Annotated in this window: 18 protein-coding genes; 5 read left to right on the top strand and 13 right to left on the bottom strand. The window is 44.4% G+C overall.

Translation table 11 applies throughout. From position 1 onward, the window contains the following. Positions 1-132: 132 nt before the first annotated feature. From MHN31_RS08465 to seqA, 6 genes are all read right to left on the bottom strand, one after another. Positions 133-1,683 carry a dihydrolipoyllysine-residue acetyltransferase gene (locus tag MHN31_RS08465; RefSeq protein ID WP_239444051.1) on the bottom strand — a complete coding sequence of 517 codons (1,551 nt, stop codon included), beginning with the start codon at positions 1,681-1,683 and terminating at the stop codon, positions 133-135. A 10-nt stretch (positions 1,684-1,693) separates the two neighbouring features. Beyond that, positions 1,694-2,671 (bottom strand): transketolase C-terminal domain-containing protein, encoded by a 978-nt coding sequence (locus MHN31_RS08460; protein ID WP_010384723.1) that lies wholly within the window; start codon positions 2,669-2,671, stop codon positions 1,694-1,696. Continuing rightward, positions 2,671-3,888, bottom strand: coding sequence for a thiamine pyrophosphate-dependent dehydrogenase E1 component subunit alpha (locus tag MHN31_RS08455; RefSeq protein WP_239444050.1), 1,218 nt, complete (start codon positions 3,886-3,888; stop codon positions 2,671-2,673). The genes MHN31_RS08460 and MHN31_RS08455 overlap by 1 nt, the downstream gene beginning before the upstream one ends. Before the next feature lie 244 nt (positions 3,889-4,132). Then, entirely contained in the window at positions 4,133-5,164 is a 1,032-nt protein-coding gene (astE, locus tag MHN31_RS08450; RefSeq protein ID WP_125559483.1) for a succinylglutamate desuccinylase, read from the bottom strand. A 116-nt stretch (positions 5,165-5,280) separates the two neighbouring features. Further along, entirely contained in the window at positions 5,281-6,918 is a 1,638-nt protein-coding gene (pgm, locus tag MHN31_RS08445) for a phosphoglucomutase (alpha-D-glucose-1,6-bisphosphate-dependent) (RefSeq protein ID WP_125559481.1), read from the bottom strand. A gap of 9 nt (positions 6,919-6,927) precedes the next feature. Further along, on the bottom strand, positions 6,928-7,470 hold the full coding sequence (gene seqA, locus MHN31_RS08440) for a replication initiation negative regulator SeqA (RefSeq protein WP_125559479.1): 543 nt from the start codon (positions 7,468-7,470) through the stop codon (positions 6,928-6,930). A 125-nt stretch (positions 7,471-7,595) separates the two neighbouring features. Here seqA and MHN31_RS08435 point away from each other — a divergent pair, with 125 nt between their 5' ends. The 5 genes from MHN31_RS08435 (at position 7,596) to fur (ending at position 10,046) form a co-directional block, all read left to right on the top strand. After that, the gene (locus MHN31_RS08435; protein WP_239444049.1) at positions 7,596-8,369 is read left to right on the top strand and encodes an alpha/beta fold hydrolase; all 774 of its coding nucleotides are present in this window, start codon (positions 7,596-7,598) and stop codon (positions 8,367-8,369) included. Positions 8,370-8,455: 86 nt separating this feature from the next. Beyond that, the gene (locus MHN31_RS08430; protein WP_125559476.1) at positions 8,456-8,677 is read left to right on the top strand and encodes a DUF2788 domain-containing protein; all 222 of its coding nucleotides are present in this window, start codon (positions 8,456-8,458) and stop codon (positions 8,675-8,677) included. Continuing rightward, the gene (gene ybfE, locus MHN31_RS08425) at positions 8,677-8,955 is read left to right on the top strand and encodes a LexA regulated protein (protein ID WP_010384731.1); all 279 of its coding nucleotides are present in this window, start codon (positions 8,677-8,679) and stop codon (positions 8,953-8,955) included. Before MHN31_RS08430 ends, ybfE begins: the two co-directional genes overlap by 1 nt. 14 nt (positions 8,956-8,969) lie before the next feature. Then, positions 8,970-9,497, top strand: a complete 528-nt coding sequence (fldA, locus tag MHN31_RS08420) for a flavodoxin FldA (RefSeq protein WP_125559473.1) — start codon at positions 8,970-8,972, stop codon at positions 9,495-9,497. A gap of 102 nt (positions 9,498-9,599) precedes the next feature. Beyond that, a complete protein-coding gene (fur, locus tag MHN31_RS08415; RefSeq protein WP_049866190.1) occupies positions 9,600-10,046 on the top strand; it encodes a ferric iron uptake transcriptional regulator in 447 nt (148 codons plus the stop codon). Between the two features lie 254 nt (positions 10,047-10,300). Here the strand turns inward: fur and MHN31_RS08410 are convergent, their stop codons facing one another. The 7 genes from MHN31_RS08410 to MHN31_RS08380 form a co-directional block, all read right to left on the bottom strand. Beyond that, positions 10,301-10,792: a hypothetical protein gene (locus tag MHN31_RS08410; RefSeq protein WP_239444048.1), complete on the bottom strand. Its 492-nt coding sequence runs from the start codon at positions 10,790-10,792 to the stop codon at positions 10,301-10,303. Between the two features lie 207 nt (positions 10,793-10,999). Then, positions 11,000-12,577 carry an alkaline phosphatase gene (locus tag MHN31_RS08405; RefSeq protein WP_239444047.1) on the bottom strand — a complete coding sequence of 526 codons (1,578 nt, stop codon included), beginning with the start codon at positions 12,575-12,577 and terminating at the stop codon, positions 11,000-11,002. A 547-nt stretch (positions 12,578-13,124) separates the two neighbouring features. Then, positions 13,125-13,988 (bottom strand): hypothetical protein, encoded by an 864-nt coding sequence (locus MHN31_RS08400; RefSeq protein WP_239444046.1) that lies wholly within the window; start codon positions 13,986-13,988, stop codon positions 13,125-13,127. A gap of 438 nt (positions 13,989-14,426) precedes the next feature. Then, complete coding sequence (locus MHN31_RS08395; protein WP_239444045.1) at positions 14,427-15,029, bottom strand: alkylmercury lyase family protein; 603 nt, start codon at positions 15,027-15,029, stop codon at positions 14,427-14,429. Positions 15,030-15,434: 405 nt separating this feature from the next. Beyond that, on the bottom strand, positions 15,435-15,602 hold the full coding sequence (locus MHN31_RS08390; RefSeq protein ID WP_155946354.1) for a hypothetical protein: 168 nt from the start codon (positions 15,600-15,602) through the stop codon (positions 15,435-15,437). A gap of 433 nt (positions 15,603-16,035) precedes the next feature. After that, a complete protein-coding gene (locus MHN31_RS08385; RefSeq protein ID WP_239444044.1) occupies positions 16,036-16,758 on the bottom strand; it encodes a transporter substrate-binding domain-containing protein in 723 nt (240 codons plus the stop codon). Between the two features lie 202 nt (positions 16,759-16,960). Next, positions 16,961-18,706, bottom strand: a complete 1,746-nt coding sequence (locus MHN31_RS08380; RefSeq protein ID WP_239444043.1) for a PAS domain S-box protein — start codon at positions 18,704-18,706, stop codon at positions 16,961-16,963. Positions 18,707-18,786: the final 80 nt, after the last annotated feature.

The raw sequence follows: 18,786 nt of genomic DNA, 5'->3' as shown, positions 1-18,786 counted from the left end.
AGGTGGTAGCAAGGATCAAACGAAATTCGTGTAGCTATAGTGAGTACATTTTTTAATTTTTTACACGAGAAGCCATTAAAAAAGGGCCGTAAAGGCCCTTTACAACAAGTAAGAAACTAGCAAAATCGACGATTAGCGCATGGCCATCATCATTTTAGCCGGCTCCTCTAAGTAAGACTTCCACAAATTGTTAAATCTTGCAATGGTTCCGCCATCAATTACGCGGTGGTCACCAGACCAGCTGACTTGCATAATCGAGCGTGAGAGCACATTACCCTGTGCATCAAAGCGAGGCAGGTGTTGTAATTTACCTAACGCCACGATAGCAACTTCGGGTTTATTAATGATTGGGGTCGCTGTCGTACCACCAATTGCACCGATATTCGAAATTGAAATCGTACCCCCTTTGAGATCATTTGGTGATACTCGCCCTTCGCGCGCTGCATCTGTTAACTGCGTTACTGCTTCAGCTACATCCACAATTGACTTATTCTGACATTGCTTAATGTTAGGAACTAGCAAGCCAAGCTTACTATCAACAGCCATACCTATATTGTGATCATCAAAATAAGTGATCTCTGTACACTCATCATTGACCTGCGAATTAAGGATTGGAAACTCTTTAATTGCGAGAGACAGAGCTTTGATAAAGAATGGCATCATTGTCAGCTTTATACCTTGCTTTGCATACTGCTCTTTAAGAGACTTGCGCAGTGCAATCAGCTCTGTCAGATCAATTTCGTCACTGTAGGTAAAGTGTGGAATGGTAGAAACAGACGCGACCATTTGCTTAGCCATCGCGGCTTTCATACCTCGGATAGCCTCAACCCGGGTTGTTCCTTCACTAACCGGTGCAGTCGCTGAAGGTTCAACTTGAGCCGGTGTTGCCTGAGCAACAGACGTATTACCGCCTTGCGCAAAACGTTCCAGGTCTTCTTTGAACACTCGACCATTTTTGCCTGAGCCAGGTACCAGGGTAATATCGATGTCCATTTCACGGGCGCGGCGTCTGACTGCTGGAGATGCGACCGCTTTGCCATTCACTTTCGCTGGCGCGGAAGGCTGTGCAGATGGTGCTTTACTCTCTTTCACTGGTTGTGGTTTATGCACGGCCAGTTCATCTTGTTTCGGGCTATGGTCAGCACCGAGGCGCATCTGAAATAGTGGGCTGTGAACCTGAGCAATATCGCCTTTCTGATAATATAGTTTTTCAACGACACCATCATACTTAGCCGGAATTTGCACCAGCGCTTTATCTGTCATTACATCACAAACAGCCTGATCTTCTTTAATCTCGTCGCCTTCTGAGACCAACCACTCTACGATCTCGCACTCAACAATTCCTTCACCAATGTCTGGCAATATAAAGTCTTCTAAATGCGCTGCTGATGTCGGGGCCACAGAATCACCGTCACTCACACTACTAACAGGTGCAGGCGCTTCGCCAGCAACATCCATAGCAAACAGTGGCTCATGCACTTTCGCAATATCACCCTTAGCATAATGTAACTGGGTGATCACACCATCATGCACGGCTGGGATCTGAACCAGCGCCTTATCTGTCATCACATCACAAATTGGCTGATCTTCTTTCACTTCATCACCGACATTAACTAGCCACTCGACCAGTTCACATTCGACGATCCCTTCGCCAATATCAGGTAAAATAAATTCTTTAGACATGACCCGTCCCTTAAAACTCTACTGACTTCTTAATTGCAGCGAATACTTTAAGTGCATCCGGTACATACTCTTTTTCCAGTGCCAGTGGATAAGGCGTATCCAGACCACAAACACGCTCAATGGGCGATTCCAGGTGCAAGAAACACTCTTTTTGGATCGTGGCTGCAATCTCAGCGCCAAATCCATTTGTGATCGGCGCTTCATGGCTGATAACTAGACGACCAGTTTTAGTCACAGACTTCGCAATGGTTTCAGCGTCCCACGGCAAAATGGAACGCAGATCAATGATCTCACAGCTGATCCCGGCTTCTTCAGCCTTAGCAGCTGCTTGCTCAATGATTTCCATCTGGGCACCCCAGGCTAGTACGGTCACATCTTTACCTTCTTTGACCACTTCAGCTTTACCAATTTCGATGGTGTAATCGCCCTCAGGCACTTCACCTGTTGAGGCGCGGTACAGACGCTTAGGTTCAAAGAAAATCACTGGATTATCATCTTTGATACAGGCGCGCAGCAGGCCTTTTGCCTGATATGGGTTACGCGGCACGACCAGTTTCAGGCCTGGTGTATGAGCAAAATAAGCCTCAGGTGATTGTGAGTGATACAAACCACCCGCAATACCACCGCCGTAAGGTGTACGAATAGTCAAGTTACCCACATTAAACTCATTACCTGAACGATAGCGGAATTTTGCAGACTCGTTCACTATCTGGTCGAATGCAGGGAAGATATAATCAGCGAATTGGATTTCAGCGAGTGCAGGTGCGCCAAACGCAGCAAGGCCATTCGCAAAACCCAAAATACCCTGCTCTGTCAGCGGCGTATTAAACACACGATGTTTACCGTATTTTTCTTGTAAGCCGGAAGTAGCACGGAATACGCCACCAAAATAACCCACGTCTTCACCAAAAATACACGCCTGCGGGTGCTCTGCCATGGTAATGTCTAGCGCCGAGTTAATGGCGTGTAGCATGTTCATTTTAGCCATTATTTGATCCTCCCAGCCGTAATTGGATACGCGTCCGGATGCTGTTTAATATGTTCTTTTAATTCTTCGTATTGTTTTTGTAGTGCCGGAATTGGCGTATCGTAAACGTCTGAAACCAATTCTTCCAGCGCAGGTTTTTGTATTTTCTCAGCGACTTTCAGAGCAGCCAGGATCTCTTCACGGATCTTGTCTTTTTGTGCTTCATCTTCTTCTTCGTTCAACCAGCCTTGTTTCAGCAACCAGGCCTTGAAACGCGCCACCGGACAATTTGACTTGAATTCGGCTTCTTCATCTTTTGTACGATAACCAGAAGGATCATCAGATGTAGAGTGCGCACCGAGACGGTAAGCAATAGATTCAATCAGAACGGGTTCGCCGGTAGTCACCGCGATTTCCCGGGCCTTTTGTGTAGCAGCATACACTGCCAGAGTGTCTGCACCATCAACACGAATGGTTTTAATGCCATAACCGACACCACGAGACGCAATACCATCGCCTTTAAACTGCTCGTCAGCTGGGGTCGAGATAGCATAACCATTGTTACGCGCGAAAAATAGCACAGGCGCTTTGTGCACTGCGGCCATGTTTAAACCAGCATGGAAGTCGCCTTCAGATGCGGCGCCCTCACCGAAGTAACAGATGGTTACATTGTCAATCTCGCTGCTGAGCTCACCACTTTGTGCATCAATGTGCTTAAGCTTTTGACCATAGGCATAGCCCGTCGCTTGTGGGATCTGTGTGCCAAGTGGCGATGAAATGGTCAGGTAATGTAATTCGTTTGAGCCATAGTGAACCGGCATCTGACGGCCTTTACCCAAATCTTTTTCGTTCGAGAAAAGCTGGTTCATAAACTGCTCAAGTGAGAATCCACGATAATGTAGCGCGGCTTGCTCTCGATACTGCGCCATAATCATATCTTTTTGCTTAAGCGCAGCCGCACTGGCCGTAATCGCGGCCTCTTCTCCTAAACATTGCATGTAGAAGCTAATCCGGCCCTGACGCTGTGCCGCCTGCATACGTTCATCTAACAAGCGGATAAAGCGCATGGTTGAGTAAATTCGCAGCGCCGTCTCTTTATCTAAGTCAGGTGCAGTGGCGCCATCTAAAATGTCACCGTCTTCGCTGAGTATCTTCAGCGTCGGGATGTTAAGCGCATGGCCATCGATAAATTCGAGCGCATGGCTGATATTCAACGATATGTTATTGGGGTTAGTCATAACCTACCTTCTCTTGTTGTCATAACTAATTTGCAACGCCAAAGCCGCTTAAAATGGGCCGGATCCGCGATTAGAGATTTGAATAATTAGTGCGGTAAATGCAAATTAATTAAATTAAAGCTTTTGCCACTTTACGTTAACGTAAACGGTTATTCAACTAATCCTAGATGAATAACCGTTAATTTGCACATTTTGATCTGGAAAGTTTTTGATACGCTTTAATAAGCGCTTTATTTACATAGGGTTATACAAAGTTTTCGTCGACTTCGAGCGGCACAACTGTTAATAATGCACGTTGACCCAACGCAACTTTAGCATTCGGGAAAATGATTGCTTCACCCTCAACCTCTGCAAAATAATCCGTATCACCATCTGTCGCAAGCAACTCCCCCTTAGCAAAACCGGTGAAATTTACCGCAGAATCAGGGAATGGGAATGAAAACGCATCGCAAGTTCTGTTAATCGTGCGGTGGACCTGGAATAACTCGAAGTCTTCTGCATTGAATTCATCATATTCAACACTTTCTTGACTAATTAATGCTTTCAAGGTTTGTTTTACTGCACTAAAGCGTGACATGTCATTTTGTCCAAAAGGCTTGACCTGTCCCAGTTCCACAGTAAAGGCATCAGCACCGAATTGAAATGACGAAAAATAACTGAATGTCGTGGCTGCTGAGCGCATCATTAATATGGTATTGACGCCACAGGCCAACATGAATTGAAGCTGTGATTTCTTCCAGGGTTTTCCATGCAAGAATGGATAAACGGCGAACTTTTCATTTTTTGAACCACGAATCGCGGTATGCAGGTCATAGTGACAGCGATAGCGCCCTTCTGGCACGCTGGTGAAAAAGTCACTTACATAGCTTTCGAGTTTCGAAGCACGGATCTGCTCCGGGTTATCTGTGCGGTTCTCGTGGGCACCATTAAACAGGCGATTGAGGTTTTCATCGACAAAACGTTCAGCAATATTGATGGATTTTGGGTTACCAAATATAAACAAAACACGATGAGCCAGTTCAATTCGCTCCAGAATGACATCCTGAATAAACGCATCGCATATTTCGATTGGGGCAGTTTCGTTACCATGGACTGCACTGGACAGAACAATGTCTTTATCGCCATAAGTGGCAGGTGTGAACTGGATCACGCCGGTATCTTTTACTTCAACCAAAGTGCCGTTGCTTAGCGTAAATTGCTCAGCGGCAAGGGAAAACTCATTATTACGAGTTAAAGTCAGGAAGTCTCCAGTTTGTTTTAACGTATCAAGGTACATACGAACATCACCTTTTGTGAGAGAAATGAGAGTAGCCGGGAAGCCATACTTCCACAACTAAGATAGTAGGTATAAAAAAGGCCATCACTTATGTATGGCCTTGTCTATAATTTTAATTAGCAGATCACGCCATCCACCAATGCCTTGGCCGCCTGTTCCAGCTCTGCGAGGTGCGCTTCGCCTTTAAACGACTCAAGGTAGATTTTATAAATGTCTTCTGTTCCTGAAGGGCGTGCAGCGAACCAACCCGATTCAGTGACAACTTTCAACCCGCCAATGGCCGCGCCGTTGCCCGGCGCGTCAGTTAAAATATCTGTAATCGCATCACCTGCGAGCGTGCTTGCCGTAACGTCTTGCGGGCTAAGTGCTTTCAATCTGGCTTTTTGCTCAGGCGTGGCTGGTGCATCAATGCGTTTATAAACCGGTGCGCCGTACTGCGCTTCAAGTTCACGATAATATTGAGACGGCGTTTTACCTGTAACAGCCAGGATTTCCGCAGCCAACAGGCCAAGAATAAAACCGTCTTTATCCGTGTTCCAGACTTCACCATTCAACCGCAAGAAAGAGGCACCAGCACTTTCTTCACCACCAAATGCCAACCACTGCTCACTCAGGCCTTCGACAAACCACTTAAAGCCAACCGGCACCTCGTATACTTCACGCTGGTTGCCTTTGACCACTTTGTCGATCATTGCGCTAGATACCAACGTCTTACCGATTTTAATATCACTACGCCAGTCTCGGTGCTTAAGTAAGTAATCAATAGATACCGCCAGGAAATGATTTGGGTTCATCAACCCGTCTTTCGTGACGATGCCATGGCGGTCATAATCCGGATCATTACCAATGCCAATGTCATAGTCGTCTTTGATGTCTACCAAGTTAGCCATTGCAAATGGCGAGGAGCAATCCATACGGATTTTTCCATCTTTGTCCAACGGCATAAAAGCAAAACGCGGGTCAACCTGCTCGTTGACAACGGTTAGGTCCAGTCCATACTGTTCGGCAATGACCGGCCAGAAATTAATGCCAGAACCGCCTAAAGGATCAACACCAATGCGCACACCCGCTTTGGCGATAGCATCCAAATCAACAATATTTGCCAGGTCTTCAACATAAGGTGTGATCAAATCGACGTATTTTACAAAACCTGACCGGCTGGCTTTAGCAAACGGAAACAGTTCCACTTCAACTAAATCTTCAGTCAGTAACTGGTTGGCGCGATCTTCTATCCACTTAGTTACATCTGTGTCGGCTGGACCACCATTAGGTGGATTATACTTAAAGCCACCATCTTCAGGTGGATTATGTGATGGTGTCACGACAATGCCATCGGCTAGTTCATGCGGATGCGTCTGGTTATGGCATACAATGGCATGACTGATCACAGGGGTTGGCGTGAAATCGTCGTTTTCCTGAGTCACTACGTGGACTTCATTGGCAACCAGCACTTCAATGGCAGAGTTAAACGCTGCTTCCGATAAAGCATGGGTATCTTTGCCCAAAAATAACGGACCAAAAATGTTGTTCGCTTTTCTGTAATCACAGATAGCCTGGGTAATGGCCAGAATGTGAGATTCATTGAATTTCACATTGTACGAACAGCCTCTGTGACCTGACGTACCAAAAGCAACGCACTGCTCCGGATTTTGCTCAAGATCAGGCTCATTCAAATAGTAAGCCGATACCAGTTTGGGAATATTCGCCAGCTGACTTAATGGTGCTGGTTTGCCTGCATTGGGGTGATTTGCCATCACATTTCCTTATAGGTAGTCTCGGATAGTTTCTGCATGTTGCGCCGAATAACCAAGTATGAGCGCAACTTCATGCAACATCATTTTCTTGCGTGTCGTGTTTGAGTTTGTCATGACCCAATACTGACTGTCCGCGATGTTTTTCGGGTTTGTACTACTACCGCTTTCGAGCAGCGCAGCTTTGCTGGTCGAAAAATAAATGCGATCTCGCCCTTTGATCTCCAACACTTTGTGGAAATCTGCTTTGTGGCTACGATGAAACGCCGCCAGAATAAACAAGAAGCGCCCTACTACGCCTTTTTGCATAGCCAGCTCTTCTTTATTGAGAATATCAAATACGTTACCTGAAGTTTCATTTGAAACCACGGTCTGCTGCGGCTCAACTTCTGGTTGCGCAGCGGGTTCTGCTGCTTGTACGGGCTCCTCGGCCGGCTGTGCTACTGAGTTCAGGTTTAATAAACGACGCAGGATCTGGGAAGCGCTTTCACCAATACTTTGCGTGTTACTGGCAATGTACTGATATAGCTCGTCATCTATTTCTATTTTTTTCATGCTTGTCCTGTCATTTTATACATCTACTGCATCTCCACGGGATTATATCTAAATTTAACTTATTCCTCTACGGCTATGATTTTGCTTTCAACACTGGCAAACTATGCGCCGTATCCGGAGGTATTATGTTGCTTAACTACAAATTATCGGGACAGCCACTAGGCAGTGCCGAGCCTGTTATGTTACTTCACGGCCTGTTTGGCTCGCTGGAGAACCTAAATATTATAGCCCGCGCACTAAGTGAATCATTTACTGTAATTAACCTGGACTTGCGCAATCATGGCCAGTCGTTTAAGAGCGACGTGATGGATTACACCAGTATGGCTCAAGACGTCATTGCCTTGCTTGAACACCTGAAAATTAATCAAGCACATCTGGTCGGTCATTCCATGGGTGGCAAAGTAGCAATGCAAGTTGCCATGCTTGACGAAAGTAAAATCAAAAAATTGGTTGTCCTTGACATCGCCCCGGTGGATTACCACCCTCGCCATGACACCATTATTCGTGCCTTAAATGCAGTTGCATCGGCTGACGTTACGAGTCGCAGTGAAGCCGATACGATTATGCAAAACTACATAGAAGAGCAAGGTGTACGTGGATTTCTGCTTAAGAGCCTGGCTAAAAACGATCAAGATCAACTTGAGTGGCGTTTTAACCTCAGCGTCATAGAAGCTAATTACACTAAGATTATTTCAAATATTAATGCAACTCATTCTTGTTTGTGTGATACGCTGTTCCTGAAAGGAAACAACTCAGATTATATTGAGGCCCAGCACAGAGACGCCATTATGCAGTCTTTTAGCAACGCCAGAGCAAAAATCATCCAAGGTGCTGGGCATTGGCTGCACGCAGAAAAACCGCAGGCCGTCAATCGTTCAATTATTGATTTTATTCAATAATTACCGCAGTTTTTTCGCTGCAAACTTAATTTATCGGTTATAGGTATGGTATAGTAGCCGCCGTTTATATTTTGAGTAGTGCAAAGATGATCAACGAATTTATAAATGAGTTTGAAACCCTTGGTCTTTACTTTGCTCTCGCCGGGATATTCTTTTTTATAGGTATGGCCATTCAGGACGTCCTAAAGAAAGGGGACGTGCCCAAGTTTGGTCGATACATAGTCTGGTTAGTGCTATTTTTAGGGTGCTCAGGCTTTATCGCCAAGGGCCTGATACAGGTATTTTGGCAAGGTGCGGGTGTTGGTTAATGGCCAAGTCTGAATTAGATAGAACCACTATCGACTTGTTTGAAAATGAAAAGCGCCCTGGTCGGCCTAAGACAAATCCTCTCCCCAGAGAGATGCAGCTAAAGATCAACAAGCGCAATCAGATTAAAAGAGACAGGGCAAGAGGGTTAAAGCGCGTTGAGTTTAAGATTTCCTCTGAGTTATATCAGGCATTAAGCGATATGGCGGAAGAGCAAAACATCAGTCGTAGCGCGCTGATAGAAACCATTTTGCAAGAAAAATTAGCGATTAATAGATAAAAGGTAAGTAGTTAATGGCAAGCGTAGGTATTTTTTTCGGCAGTGACACGGGTAACACCGAACACGTTGCAAAAATGATCCAAAAAGAATTGGGCAAAAAATTAGTCGATGTGAAAGACATTGCCAAGAGTAGCAAAGCAGATATCGAAGAATTCGATTTACTTCTTTTTGGTATCCCTACTTGGTACTACGGTGAAGCTCAGTGTGACTGGGATGATTTTTTCCCTGAGCTGGAAGAGATAAACTTTGAAGGTAAGCTAGTAGCTATCTTTGGCTGTGGTGACCAGGAAGACTATGCCGAGTACTTCTTAGATGCAATGGGTATGGTAAACGACATTGTGACTGAGCGCGGTGCAATCGTTATTGGTAACTGGTCTACTGAGGGCTACGACTTTGAAGCATCAAAAGGTCTTGTAGACGATAGCCACTTTGTTGGCCTGGGCATTGATGAAGACCGTCAGCCAGAGTTGACTGAAGAGCGCGTTAAGAAGTGGTCTGCTCAGGTATATGAAGAAATGTGCCTAAGCGAGCTGGAAGACTAATTCCACGTTAACCCGGGGTAAGTATCCCAAGCGCACTATTTTTAAGTCTGTGTCGTGCTAGACTTATGTAGTAACTGAAATTAGACAAATTGAGACAGATTAATGACTGATCACAACTTAGAGCTAAAAAAAGCGGGTTTAAAGGTTACCCTGCCACGCATTAAGATCTTAGAGATCTTGCAGTGTCCTGATAACCAGCATATCAGTGCCGAAGACGTATACAAAATCCTACTGGACAAAGGCGAAGAAATTGGCCTGGCCACCGTTTACCGAGTGTTAAACCAGTTTGATGACGCTGGCATTGTGACCCGTCACCACTTTGAAGGTGGTAAGTCTGTATTTGAATTGTCAGGCAGTACACACCATGACCACCTGGTTTGCCTCAAGTGTGGTAAGGTAATCGAGTTTGAAGACGAACTAATCGAACGACGTCAGGAAGAAATTGCTAAAGAAAACGGCATTAAACTGACCAACCACTCACTGTATTTGTACGGTGAGTGTAACGATGAAGAAGCGTGTAAAAACTACGCGGATGAAAACGGTAACTAATAAATTGCTGTTTTAAAAAAAAGGCCGACTATTGTCGGCTTTTTTTGTGCCTGATGAGTCATTACTTAAATTGGCCTTTAAAATTTTGCTATTTAGTTGTTCTAAATAAGAAGTTTTTAACGCCGTTAGCGTCCTATTTGCTCCTTCAAATAGACCAGGTATTAAGTGAAATTGGTATAATAACTCAAACAGGACAATTTGTATTCAGTTGCTACTTCTACAATGCAAAAACCGGCTTTGCGCATGCGCTATTGCTAATGTGGAATAACACGAGTGCATGGAACCACGAGCGCTTCATTAGACAGGTCGAAGATTTTGAATTGGTTCTCGTCAATTTTTATGATCTTTCCATAATAAACACTATTTGGGCTGTGGTTTACGAAAGACGCCACTGATTGTGGTGTAAATATGCCCAACTCATCTTTTTCCAGTCTCGACAAGTGCTTTTTGTAGGCAAAACTCTTCACAACATCTCCATTTATCTCAAAGCGGGCTGAAGTTTCGATATAAATAACAGACGCCACATTCGGTTGTGATTTATCATATATTTTATAAGTAACCTTGGACTTGGCAGTTGATTGTTCTACTGAGTAATGATCATTTGTTCGGTACTCCATAATCGAGCCCTCACCGATTTCAGTCTTGGTAACACACTCCCAGTGGCCTTCTAAATAATCCACGACTCCGTCTTTTGAATAAGAAAGTAAAGGCAATAGTAAAAAAGAAGATAAAATTATTTTTGTCATAATGATTGTTGAAATTCATATCTATTAAACAGAAAGGCCAATAACAAGACTTGAATTACTTTATGAGCCTTAATCAAAACAACCGTACGTCATTTTATAATGTGTGTCACTCTTTGATTGATACATTAATAGTGACACCTAATTGAGTCGTTGTTTCAAATAAGAGGCCGACAGGTGTCGGCTTTTTCTTTGAAACTATAATATAAATTATGGCTTGCGTAGTAGCGCAGCTTCCATCACTTCAAACACAACTGTGTTATCAACGTAGTTACCGTCCCACTTATAGTGCTCACCCCACAGTTCCGCTGCTTTTAAATCTGTGCGAGTAAACTCATTAAAACGCTGACTGCCAGCGCCTATCGCCCATAAAGGTACCAATTCATTGGTGTGATTACGTGAAGCCCACTGATATCCAGGAATATTGCCTTTTCCGCGATTCTGAACAGCGAGAAACGCATTAAACGTATCTTCTTCAGGGTGAAAACGTGCGGTTTCCAGTGATGCTTTACTTCTGTCTTGTGCTACATAGCCACCCGCACTATTTGTCCAGGTCCCTTCTCCCCAGATCCCGCCGCACTCATGATCTGAAGTGATAATCAGCAGTGTTTCATCCCAGCTTGAGTTTGTTTCTACCCAGCTAATAACGGCATCGACCGCCTTATTGAAGTCAATCTGTTCTTCTATAAACCTTGGCATATTGTTGGCGTGGCCCATCCAGTCTACTGCGCCGCCTTCAATCATAACGAAGAAGCCATCCGGGTCCTGATCGAGTACATTCAACGCCCCCAAACTCATAGTCGCCAGATCTGGCACATTGGTATTGAATGCCATACCCGAGGGCGTGTCGTCGCCAGGTAACGCTTCTCTTCCAGCCTGCAATGTAGAGCCCGACTGAGCAATACCAATCACGCGTTGAGGGACATTTTTACCCTGAGCAAGCGCTTTAAAATCGGCGAGCGAATCGATATAAGACTTACTCTCGCGACCATTTTGATTAGTAAGTGACGTATATGTTTGCTCCCCACCAACATATTTATAATCATTATCATCAGCAAGTGCTTTGATATCCCCACTCGCACCATACAACGGGTGACCAGCGCCCATAATAACAGACAGATCTGATGCCAGCATTTCATTAAAGATATCTGCGTAGTTATTGCGAGAGCTATTGTGCGCTATCGCCGCAGCGGGTGTCGCATGAGATATCATCACGGACGTTACCGTACCCGCGGACAGGCCCTCATTCATGGCGAGTTGAGCTATGGTTTCGAATCGCTCGCTGTTGCTCCAGTCCATATTGATGCGGCCAACCGAAGTTTTTCGGCCACTCATCAGGGCTGTACCAGCGGCAGCACTATCAGTATAGGAGGTATAGCTACCGGAGGCGGTATAATCATTGATCATGGCATTTTCAAAACGCGTCCAGCGAGTTGTCGGGTCATACCCCTGCGCAACAGCCCCTGCGGCATTAGCAACGTCTGTCCCCTTTGGTAATGGCAATCCCTGCGCATCAATCAGGTTGAGCGCATTGTGAGCAAGCCCAAAAACCAATGGCGCAGTGCCATCCGGGCGCGTCACCTGATAAGTTTGCTTACCAGCCAGGCCTTGATAATAGTCAGCGGCCAGCCAGCCATTGAATCCGTTACCATCAGATATCATTAAAATGATATTTTTAGGTGCTGCGGTTTTTGTCGTTTTGGGATCAGACTCGGTGTGATTAGCACAGGAAGTCGCAAATATTACAGATGTAACAAGGGTTGTTCTTAAGAGAGTATGCATCATCATCAGGCACTCGTTTTTTAAATCGTTCTCAGCAGTCACATAACTGCCTTACCACTGTCATATAAATATATTTCGTACATTTAACACACAACATAAGTGTTATTATATAACATTGCACATTTAAATCATTCTATTTTTATCACGGCTTCCCACCCTATTGTTTTTAAATGAAGTTCTCAGAAAATCAACGCAAGAAAAACTAAATGCATGGAAGCGAACCACTCTTGAAAAGCATGATTTTTATGCAATCTTGCTAATGTAACTTTCATCGCTACTGACCGGACGAGCTGGGAAAATTAAACCAGCAAAGGGAAGACCGCAGTACATTATTATTTAAGGAAAATGCAATCTACAGTGCAATACATCCAGCTCGTATAAAGTGTGTTAAAAGTGGCATTCCAGAACGCGTGTTCGGAGGGGTTATATGGATGTTGAGCCCAGATAAAGCTCCGGGCTCTTAAGTAAGCTTATTGTCGAGTGACTAAAACAACCCGATTTCAGTCTCAAGAACGATATCTTTGGCTATTCGAGTCACACCATTCATTTCGCTTTAATATTTTCTAAAGTAAAGTGCCGGATAAATTGGGTTAAGGGTGTTGTCTTCGACAATTTCCCCTTCTGATAATTGATTATTTACCGCATCAATTAAAGAATGCTGTTTGCCGTTTACTTCAATCGCAACAGTCACTTCTTTATTTGATGCACCCACGTTAGAACAAGACTTAATGCGAGCACCAGCGTCTGCATCTCGCCACGTGCATTGCAATAAGGTTTCTTCAAATCCGTCTACCATACGCTTGGCAGGGTAAGCTCTAAAGTAAACAGGACCAACGTCACAGGCGTTCTGAGTGGGCATATTATCGACAACAGCAACTCCACCAGCGAAATAGTTGAGTGCAAAGTCGTTAAAGCCCATGATACACGCTGAAGATCCGGCAGCTTGGTTTTTAGTCGCAATGGGCATATTTAATGTGCGCCCTTCAATATCATCACACATCAGTTTATGAGCGTTACCGCTCTCATTATTCCAGCGACAATCCAGGCGCTTTTCCTCCAGCCCATCGACGATGCGTGTATCTGGCGCTGGCTCAAAAGATACAGCGTGTCCTCCACAATTGGCCCTATTTCCTTCAACTTTCACTGTGCCTTTAAGCTCAGTCCGATACCCATCTAGCCAATTTATGCTGCAAATGCCGTAGCTAGGAATATTTACTCTGTTAGCGACTAATACATCCGGTAAATTTGCATCTACTGGGTTTGCACATACCTGGTTTTCCCAAGTACCGACTTCGTTTTGTTTCTCTACTTGCCAATAGCAAGACATAAGTGTGCTGTCCTGTGCATAGACCGTGGCTGCAGAGCTGCATGCAATAAGTGATGTTAACTTTATTAATTGTTTTAGTTTGTTTTTCATACTGATTTTCCTTTCTAGTATTTAATTGTTGAGTTGCCATCCGAAAGCAAGCGAATATTAGCACTTATAACGAATTAAAAAAGAATAAGTTACAGTTACTTACAATCAATTACCCGACACCACAAATACATGGTTCTCACTACAAAATTGGTGTACTTCCCCGACATTTATTCATGCCTAGTACATGTTCATTAATGCTGTTACCAGATTAAAGCTAAGCAGATCGACAGAGTTATTGTATTTTTTCTGAAAGCCTTATCGAACTTTGGCAAGAGAGACCTTCGAATATTAGAGTTAATGCGCCATCATCAATGAAGAGGAACTAAACATTTACTCGGTACACTTCCAATATTCAAAACTGTTGTCACGTTTACATGTCTAGTTTCTCATAGATTTGTAAACCCTGTGAGTGCATCCCCCGCCACAACCCTACGCTCCTCAGAACCGACTGTTGTTTGACGGCATATCCCAAACCAGATTGACCAGGTTGAACCGTGCAAAGATCTCTTTTGCTTCATCGACAGACCACTTCATCCAGTTGGGACTTAAGTGGTTTCCATACCAAACTTTAGAAAATTCCCACACCTTGTTGATTGGTTGTACGTCGCCCTTTTCCATGCAGTGACGCTCACACCAGCTCTCAATGTCGGACTCAGACTCAAACATAAGCATGGTACTGCATGTATAAATAACATTGTCCCAGGCTTTAATCATAGGAATCGGAAAATGGATGAATAAGTTCTCATTCATCACTTTGCCAGCCCTGATTTCAATCGTGACTTGCCTGGATTCTGCACCTAAATTAGTTGTGATCGTCAAATCCTGGTCAAGCAAAGCCGCAGCACCGAGTGCACACCAGGCACAATTTCCCCACCAACTGCCACCATCAGACTCGATCCAGAAGTTTGTTGGTGCGCATGAGAACGGGTGCATTACCCATACCTCTGAAGATTCGGGATGCAACACAACCCCATGATAATCCTGAAGTGCTTTCAGCGCAGTGATCATCTCATCTGTAGCAACTTTAAAGACTCCTGCCATCTCAGCAACTTTAGGAGCATTTCCCTTGTCTATTATGTGCTTCATTATGTAATAGTGAAGGCTGGAATTGTTTAATCTCACTTAGACCTCTCCAATTTATGTTATGGCAAGGGACTCGTTCTCTGGGTTGCTTAAAGGAGTCCATTTACATTTAACAATGAGATGCATCCCACATAAAAGCAAACTCAGTCTCAAAATGATTCGTGCGAAGCAAAACAGATAAGAAGCGATGGAATTGCACAAAAGCTATGTTCGCTTTATCAGCGATAACGTATCTCTGGCAAAACCTTCAAGGATAATAAAGTGAAACAATCTGATCGGGTTCTTGTGGAATGAGATCAATTTAAGTTAGTGTGATCAGTAAAGGGCCAGGCCATAAGACCTACCCCTTAGAGTTGCCCTTAATTAGCAAGAGTAGCCGTTAATAGAGACAGGGCAAGAGTAGTTTGGATCTGAGATAGGGCCACATCCCATGGCAGATATTCCGCCACCGATCTGACGTGTTTTCCCGTTTGCCAGGGCCGCCTGCTCAGACAGGTTTTTTACCTTCTTCTTGTTGAGTACCAATGTCATTGTTATTCTCCTTTACATGATTGCACCAATATTGGTAACAATCAGTGTGTTGCTATTTTGTTCAAAAAGCAATCACAAATATCAAATGCGGAAATATTTAATGTAAGCGTCATATTTAAGATCTGAACGCATTGATATCGATACCTCATGTTTATTCACTACATTGTACCAGTGCAGCAACATGATCCTTAATTTGTAACCTCACTTGGTACCCATTACGCATCAATGGTTGTGTGCAAGAGGCTTATTAGATGAACAGACTCTTCACTCAATTGGTGTAGCGCTCGCAATACCGAAGGTCCTTTTCTGAAAAGCACATCACCATAATTTTCCCGAATGCAGTGACCGAATAGCGGGCAACCAAAAATAACGTGAATTGGCGAGTGGATGAGAAGTGTAACGTGACTTTTATTTATTGCCCTGACCTTATTACTCACTCTAATTCAGAAAGCTTTTGCTTTAACAAGAGAATAATGTCAGGAGGAGTTAACTTATTGGCGGCAAGATAAAAGTCATTACTAAGTTCATCCAGTTCGAACAAAAAATTAAAATCATCTCGTGTACATCCAATTTGCTCACACATGTAGTCAAGGTGTATCGGAGACGCTGCAATTATGTCGGCCCTGCCCCGCAGCAACATTTTCACAGTCACAAAGGTCTCAGGTAAAACGACTATAGTGTCTAACATATTCTTGCTAGCCAGAAACTGATAAACAACATCGTCACGTTTAACCCCTACTTTGTAGTCTAGGAGATCCGACAACGTCTCGACTTCAATATCGGTTCGCTCTCGTAATGAAATAAGGTAAGTTTTAGTGCTCATCAGCACACCCAACCAGTGAAAAAGATTCTCTCTGGCTGGCGTACGTACGATTGAGAAAATGAGCGTGCCAGGCTCATTGAGCGCAGTTTTATAAGCCCTCGCCCAGGGCATTACTTCAATGTTCGATGTGATTTCTAAGGTAGCTAGTACTCTATTTACTTTTTCGGCTGCAACTCCTTCAATTTGGCCATTTTTACCGGACATCTGGTAAGGCGGCAGCTCTTCAGTCACGACCCTGAGATTTCCCAATTGAAAAGATGATGCCCCCTGACTCGCTATCTTCATAGGGAACAACAAGAATAAAACCAAAGTAAAGGAGTAAAGAGCCTGCATGTTTATCCAACTCTGTAAAAAGTGACCCGGCTGTATAAGCATTTATACGACAAATAAAATCTTTAGGATGAATCTCCCAGTAAAGAAAGTTCTCGACGCATCGAGAAAGCGATGCGTACATCGATGCAGGTATGCTACTTACCTCTGACTAAAAATACCTTTTCAGCCCGTTATTGGCTCACAATAACCTAAATCACCTGGCTCACTTGGCCTGGATATAACTACTCAGTTGATCAACATGCTGACGTGTTTCGTCAATCAGGCCACCAATCTCTCCCGCTGACTCTGTGGTTCGCATGGCAAGACTTCTTACTTCATCAGCAACCACGGCAAAGCCTCTGCCTGCATCACCGGCCCGGGCTGATTCAATCGCTGCATTCAGTGCCAGTAAGTTAGTCTGATCTGAGATGCTGTTGATGGTATTAATGATGGTACTGATCTTAGACAACACCTGTGCCATCGCATGGTGGGTTTCTGTCAGGACCGCGTTGCGCTCTGAAACATCGGTACCATAGAGCAGAATTTTATTAAGCTTGCCATCTTCATCTAACACCGGGGAAATAGCAGCGTCTATTTGCACTTCGCTTAAGCCGGTAGGCAATGCTAGCTGTGTTTTCACAAACTGGCCAGTGCGTATCGACTGCCATTGTTCATCACTAAGGTAGCTTGACAACGTTTTGAGCTGTTGTTGTACTGCTCGCTGATCCGTGGCGCCCAATGCACTGAGCCCCATAGGATTGATCAACGTCAGCTCTCCCTGTGGATCAAACTCCAGTACAATATTTGCCTCACCAATTGCTTTCAGGCGCACATCATTTTCTAATGCAACGCGTTTAGTGCTGTCAACATTCGCCTGAATTGAGACAAAGCGTACCAAGTTGCCCTGTTCATCAAAGACTGGGTTAATGGCCAGGCTGATCCAATAAGGTTCACCCTCTTTGGTGTAATTCAGGATCTCTTCATAAAACGGGGTGCGTTGTTCCAGATTCTTTTTGATACGCTTCTTGGTATCGGGTGAGGTATGTTTGCCCTGTAAAACATGGCCAGGTTTCTTACCCAGAACCTCGTGTTGGTCGTAGCCAGACAGCTTAGTAAAGCCGGGGTTCACATATTCAATTAATCCGTTTGCATCGGTTATGATCACCGAGTTATCGGTTTCATTCGCAACCAAAGAAAGCAACGCTATCTGATCACGCTGCGCTTTTTCTTCGGTGATATCCTTCACAAACGCCGTGTAGGCAATTTTGCCAGCCACGTTGACTTTGGATAAAGACAAATTAGCCCAAAGCACCTGACCATCGCTACGTTCAATCTCAACATCCCGGGAAGTACCAACGATTTTATCTTCACCGGTGCGGCGATTGCGATTAACCATTTCGTCGTGGTTTCCCTGTATCGCTCTGGGCACCAACATTTTCACATTGTGGCCAATGACTTCATCACGCTGATAACCCCACAAGCGCTCCGCTGCCGGGTTAAAAAAAGTCACTATATTGTTGTGGTCAATCGAAACTACGGCATCAATACACTGCTCAAGCGTCTGATCAATGCGCTCCTGAGCCTCTTTTTGCACCGTAATGTCTTTAATAAAGGCAGTGTAATGAATACCGTCAGACTGACGTACTTTAGATAAAGACAGGCTACACCACTTCTTGTCACCACTGCGAGTTTCTATTTGAATGTCACGAGCCGTGCCAACAATTTTGTCCGGGCCGCCATTGCGATTGGCATTGACGTACTGATCGTGATTGGTCGAAAATTCGCGCGGGACAAGCATTTTCACGTTTTTCCCAATCACCTCCGTTTTACTATAGCCAAACAGCTTTTCTGCGGCTTCGTTCATGTACGTAACATTATTTTTGGTGTTGATACTGATCACGGCGTCAATAGCCTGATCTAGGATAGCCTGAGTGTTATCCGACTTATTAGAGAAGAGTGACTGGATCATCAATTAACCTCTGAGCAAAGGTGAAAGCACGCGCTCGCAAGCATAATGTTCTGTGTCTGAATCACACAGGCATTAAACTG

The sequence above is a fragment of the Pseudoalteromonas sp. McH1-42 genome (genome assembly GCF_022347845.1).
Lineage (GTDB): Bacteria > Pseudomonadota > Gammaproteobacteria > Enterobacterales > Alteromonadaceae > Pseudoalteromonas > Pseudoalteromonas rubra_D.
The sequence above is the reverse complement of the archived record's forward strand: the minus strand, read 5'-3'. Positions and strand labels throughout refer to the sequence as shown.

Bases quoted from the DNA above. Each gene is read 5' to 3' on its own strand.
- MHN31_RS08465 (WP_239444051.1), bottom strand. From the start codon at position 1,683: ATGTCTAAAGAATTTATTTTACCTGATATTGGCGAAGGGATCGTCGAA.
- MHN31_RS08460 (WP_010384723.1), bottom strand. From the start codon at position 2,671: ATGGCTAAAATGAACATGCTACACGCCATTAACTCGGCGCTAGACATT.
- MHN31_RS08455 (WP_239444050.1), bottom strand. From the start codon at position 3,888: ATGACTAACCCCAATAACATATCGTTGAATATCAGCCATGCGCTCGAA.
- astE (WP_125559483.1), bottom strand. From the start codon at position 5,164: ATGTACCTTGATACGTTAAAACAAACTGGAGACTTCCTGACTTTAACT.
- pgm (WP_125559481.1), bottom strand. From the start codon at position 6,918: ATGGCAAATCACCCCAATGCAGGCAAACCAGCACCATTAAGTCAGCTG.
- seqA (WP_125559479.1), bottom strand. From the start codon at position 7,470: ATGAAAAAAATAGAAATAGATGACGAGCTATATCAGTACATTGCCAGT.
- MHN31_RS08435 (WP_239444049.1), top strand. From the start codon at position 7,596: ATGTTGCTTAACTACAAATTATCGGGACAGCCACTAGGCAGTGCCGAG.
- MHN31_RS08430 (WP_125559476.1), top strand. From the start codon at position 8,456: ATGATCAACGAATTTATAAATGAGTTTGAAACCCTTGGTCTTTACTTT.
- ybfE (WP_010384731.1), top strand. From the start codon at position 8,677: ATGGCCAAGTCTGAATTAGATAGAACCACTATCGACTTGTTTGAAAAT.
- fldA (WP_125559473.1), top strand. From the start codon at position 8,970: ATGGCAAGCGTAGGTATTTTTTTCGGCAGTGACACGGGTAACACCGAA.
- fur (WP_049866190.1), top strand. From the start codon at position 9,600: ATGACTGATCACAACTTAGAGCTAAAAAAAGCGGGTTTAAAGGTTACC.
- MHN31_RS08410 (WP_239444048.1), bottom strand. From the start codon at position 10,792: ATGACAAAAATAATTTTATCTTCTTTTTTACTATTGCCTTTACTTTCT.
- MHN31_RS08405 (WP_239444047.1), bottom strand. From the start codon at position 12,577: ATGATGATGCATACTCTCTTAAGAACAACCCTTGTTACATCTGTAATA.
- MHN31_RS08400 (WP_239444046.1), bottom strand. From the start codon at position 13,988: ATGAAAAACAAACTAAAACAATTAATAAAGTTAACATCACTTATTGCA.
- MHN31_RS08395 (WP_239444045.1), bottom strand. From the start codon at position 15,029: ATGGCAGGAGTCTTTAAAGTTGCTACAGATGAGATGATCACTGCGCTG.
- MHN31_RS08390 (WP_155946354.1), bottom strand. From the start codon at position 15,602: ATGACATTGGTACTCAACAAGAAGAAGGTAAAAAACCTGTCTGAGCAG.
- MHN31_RS08385 (WP_239444044.1), bottom strand. From the start codon at position 16,758: ATGCAGGCTCTTTACTCCTTTACTTTGGTTTTATTCTTGTTGTTCCCT.
- MHN31_RS08380 (WP_239444043.1), bottom strand. From the start codon at position 18,706: ATGATCCAGTCACTCTTCTCTAATAAGTCGGATAACACTCAGGCTATC.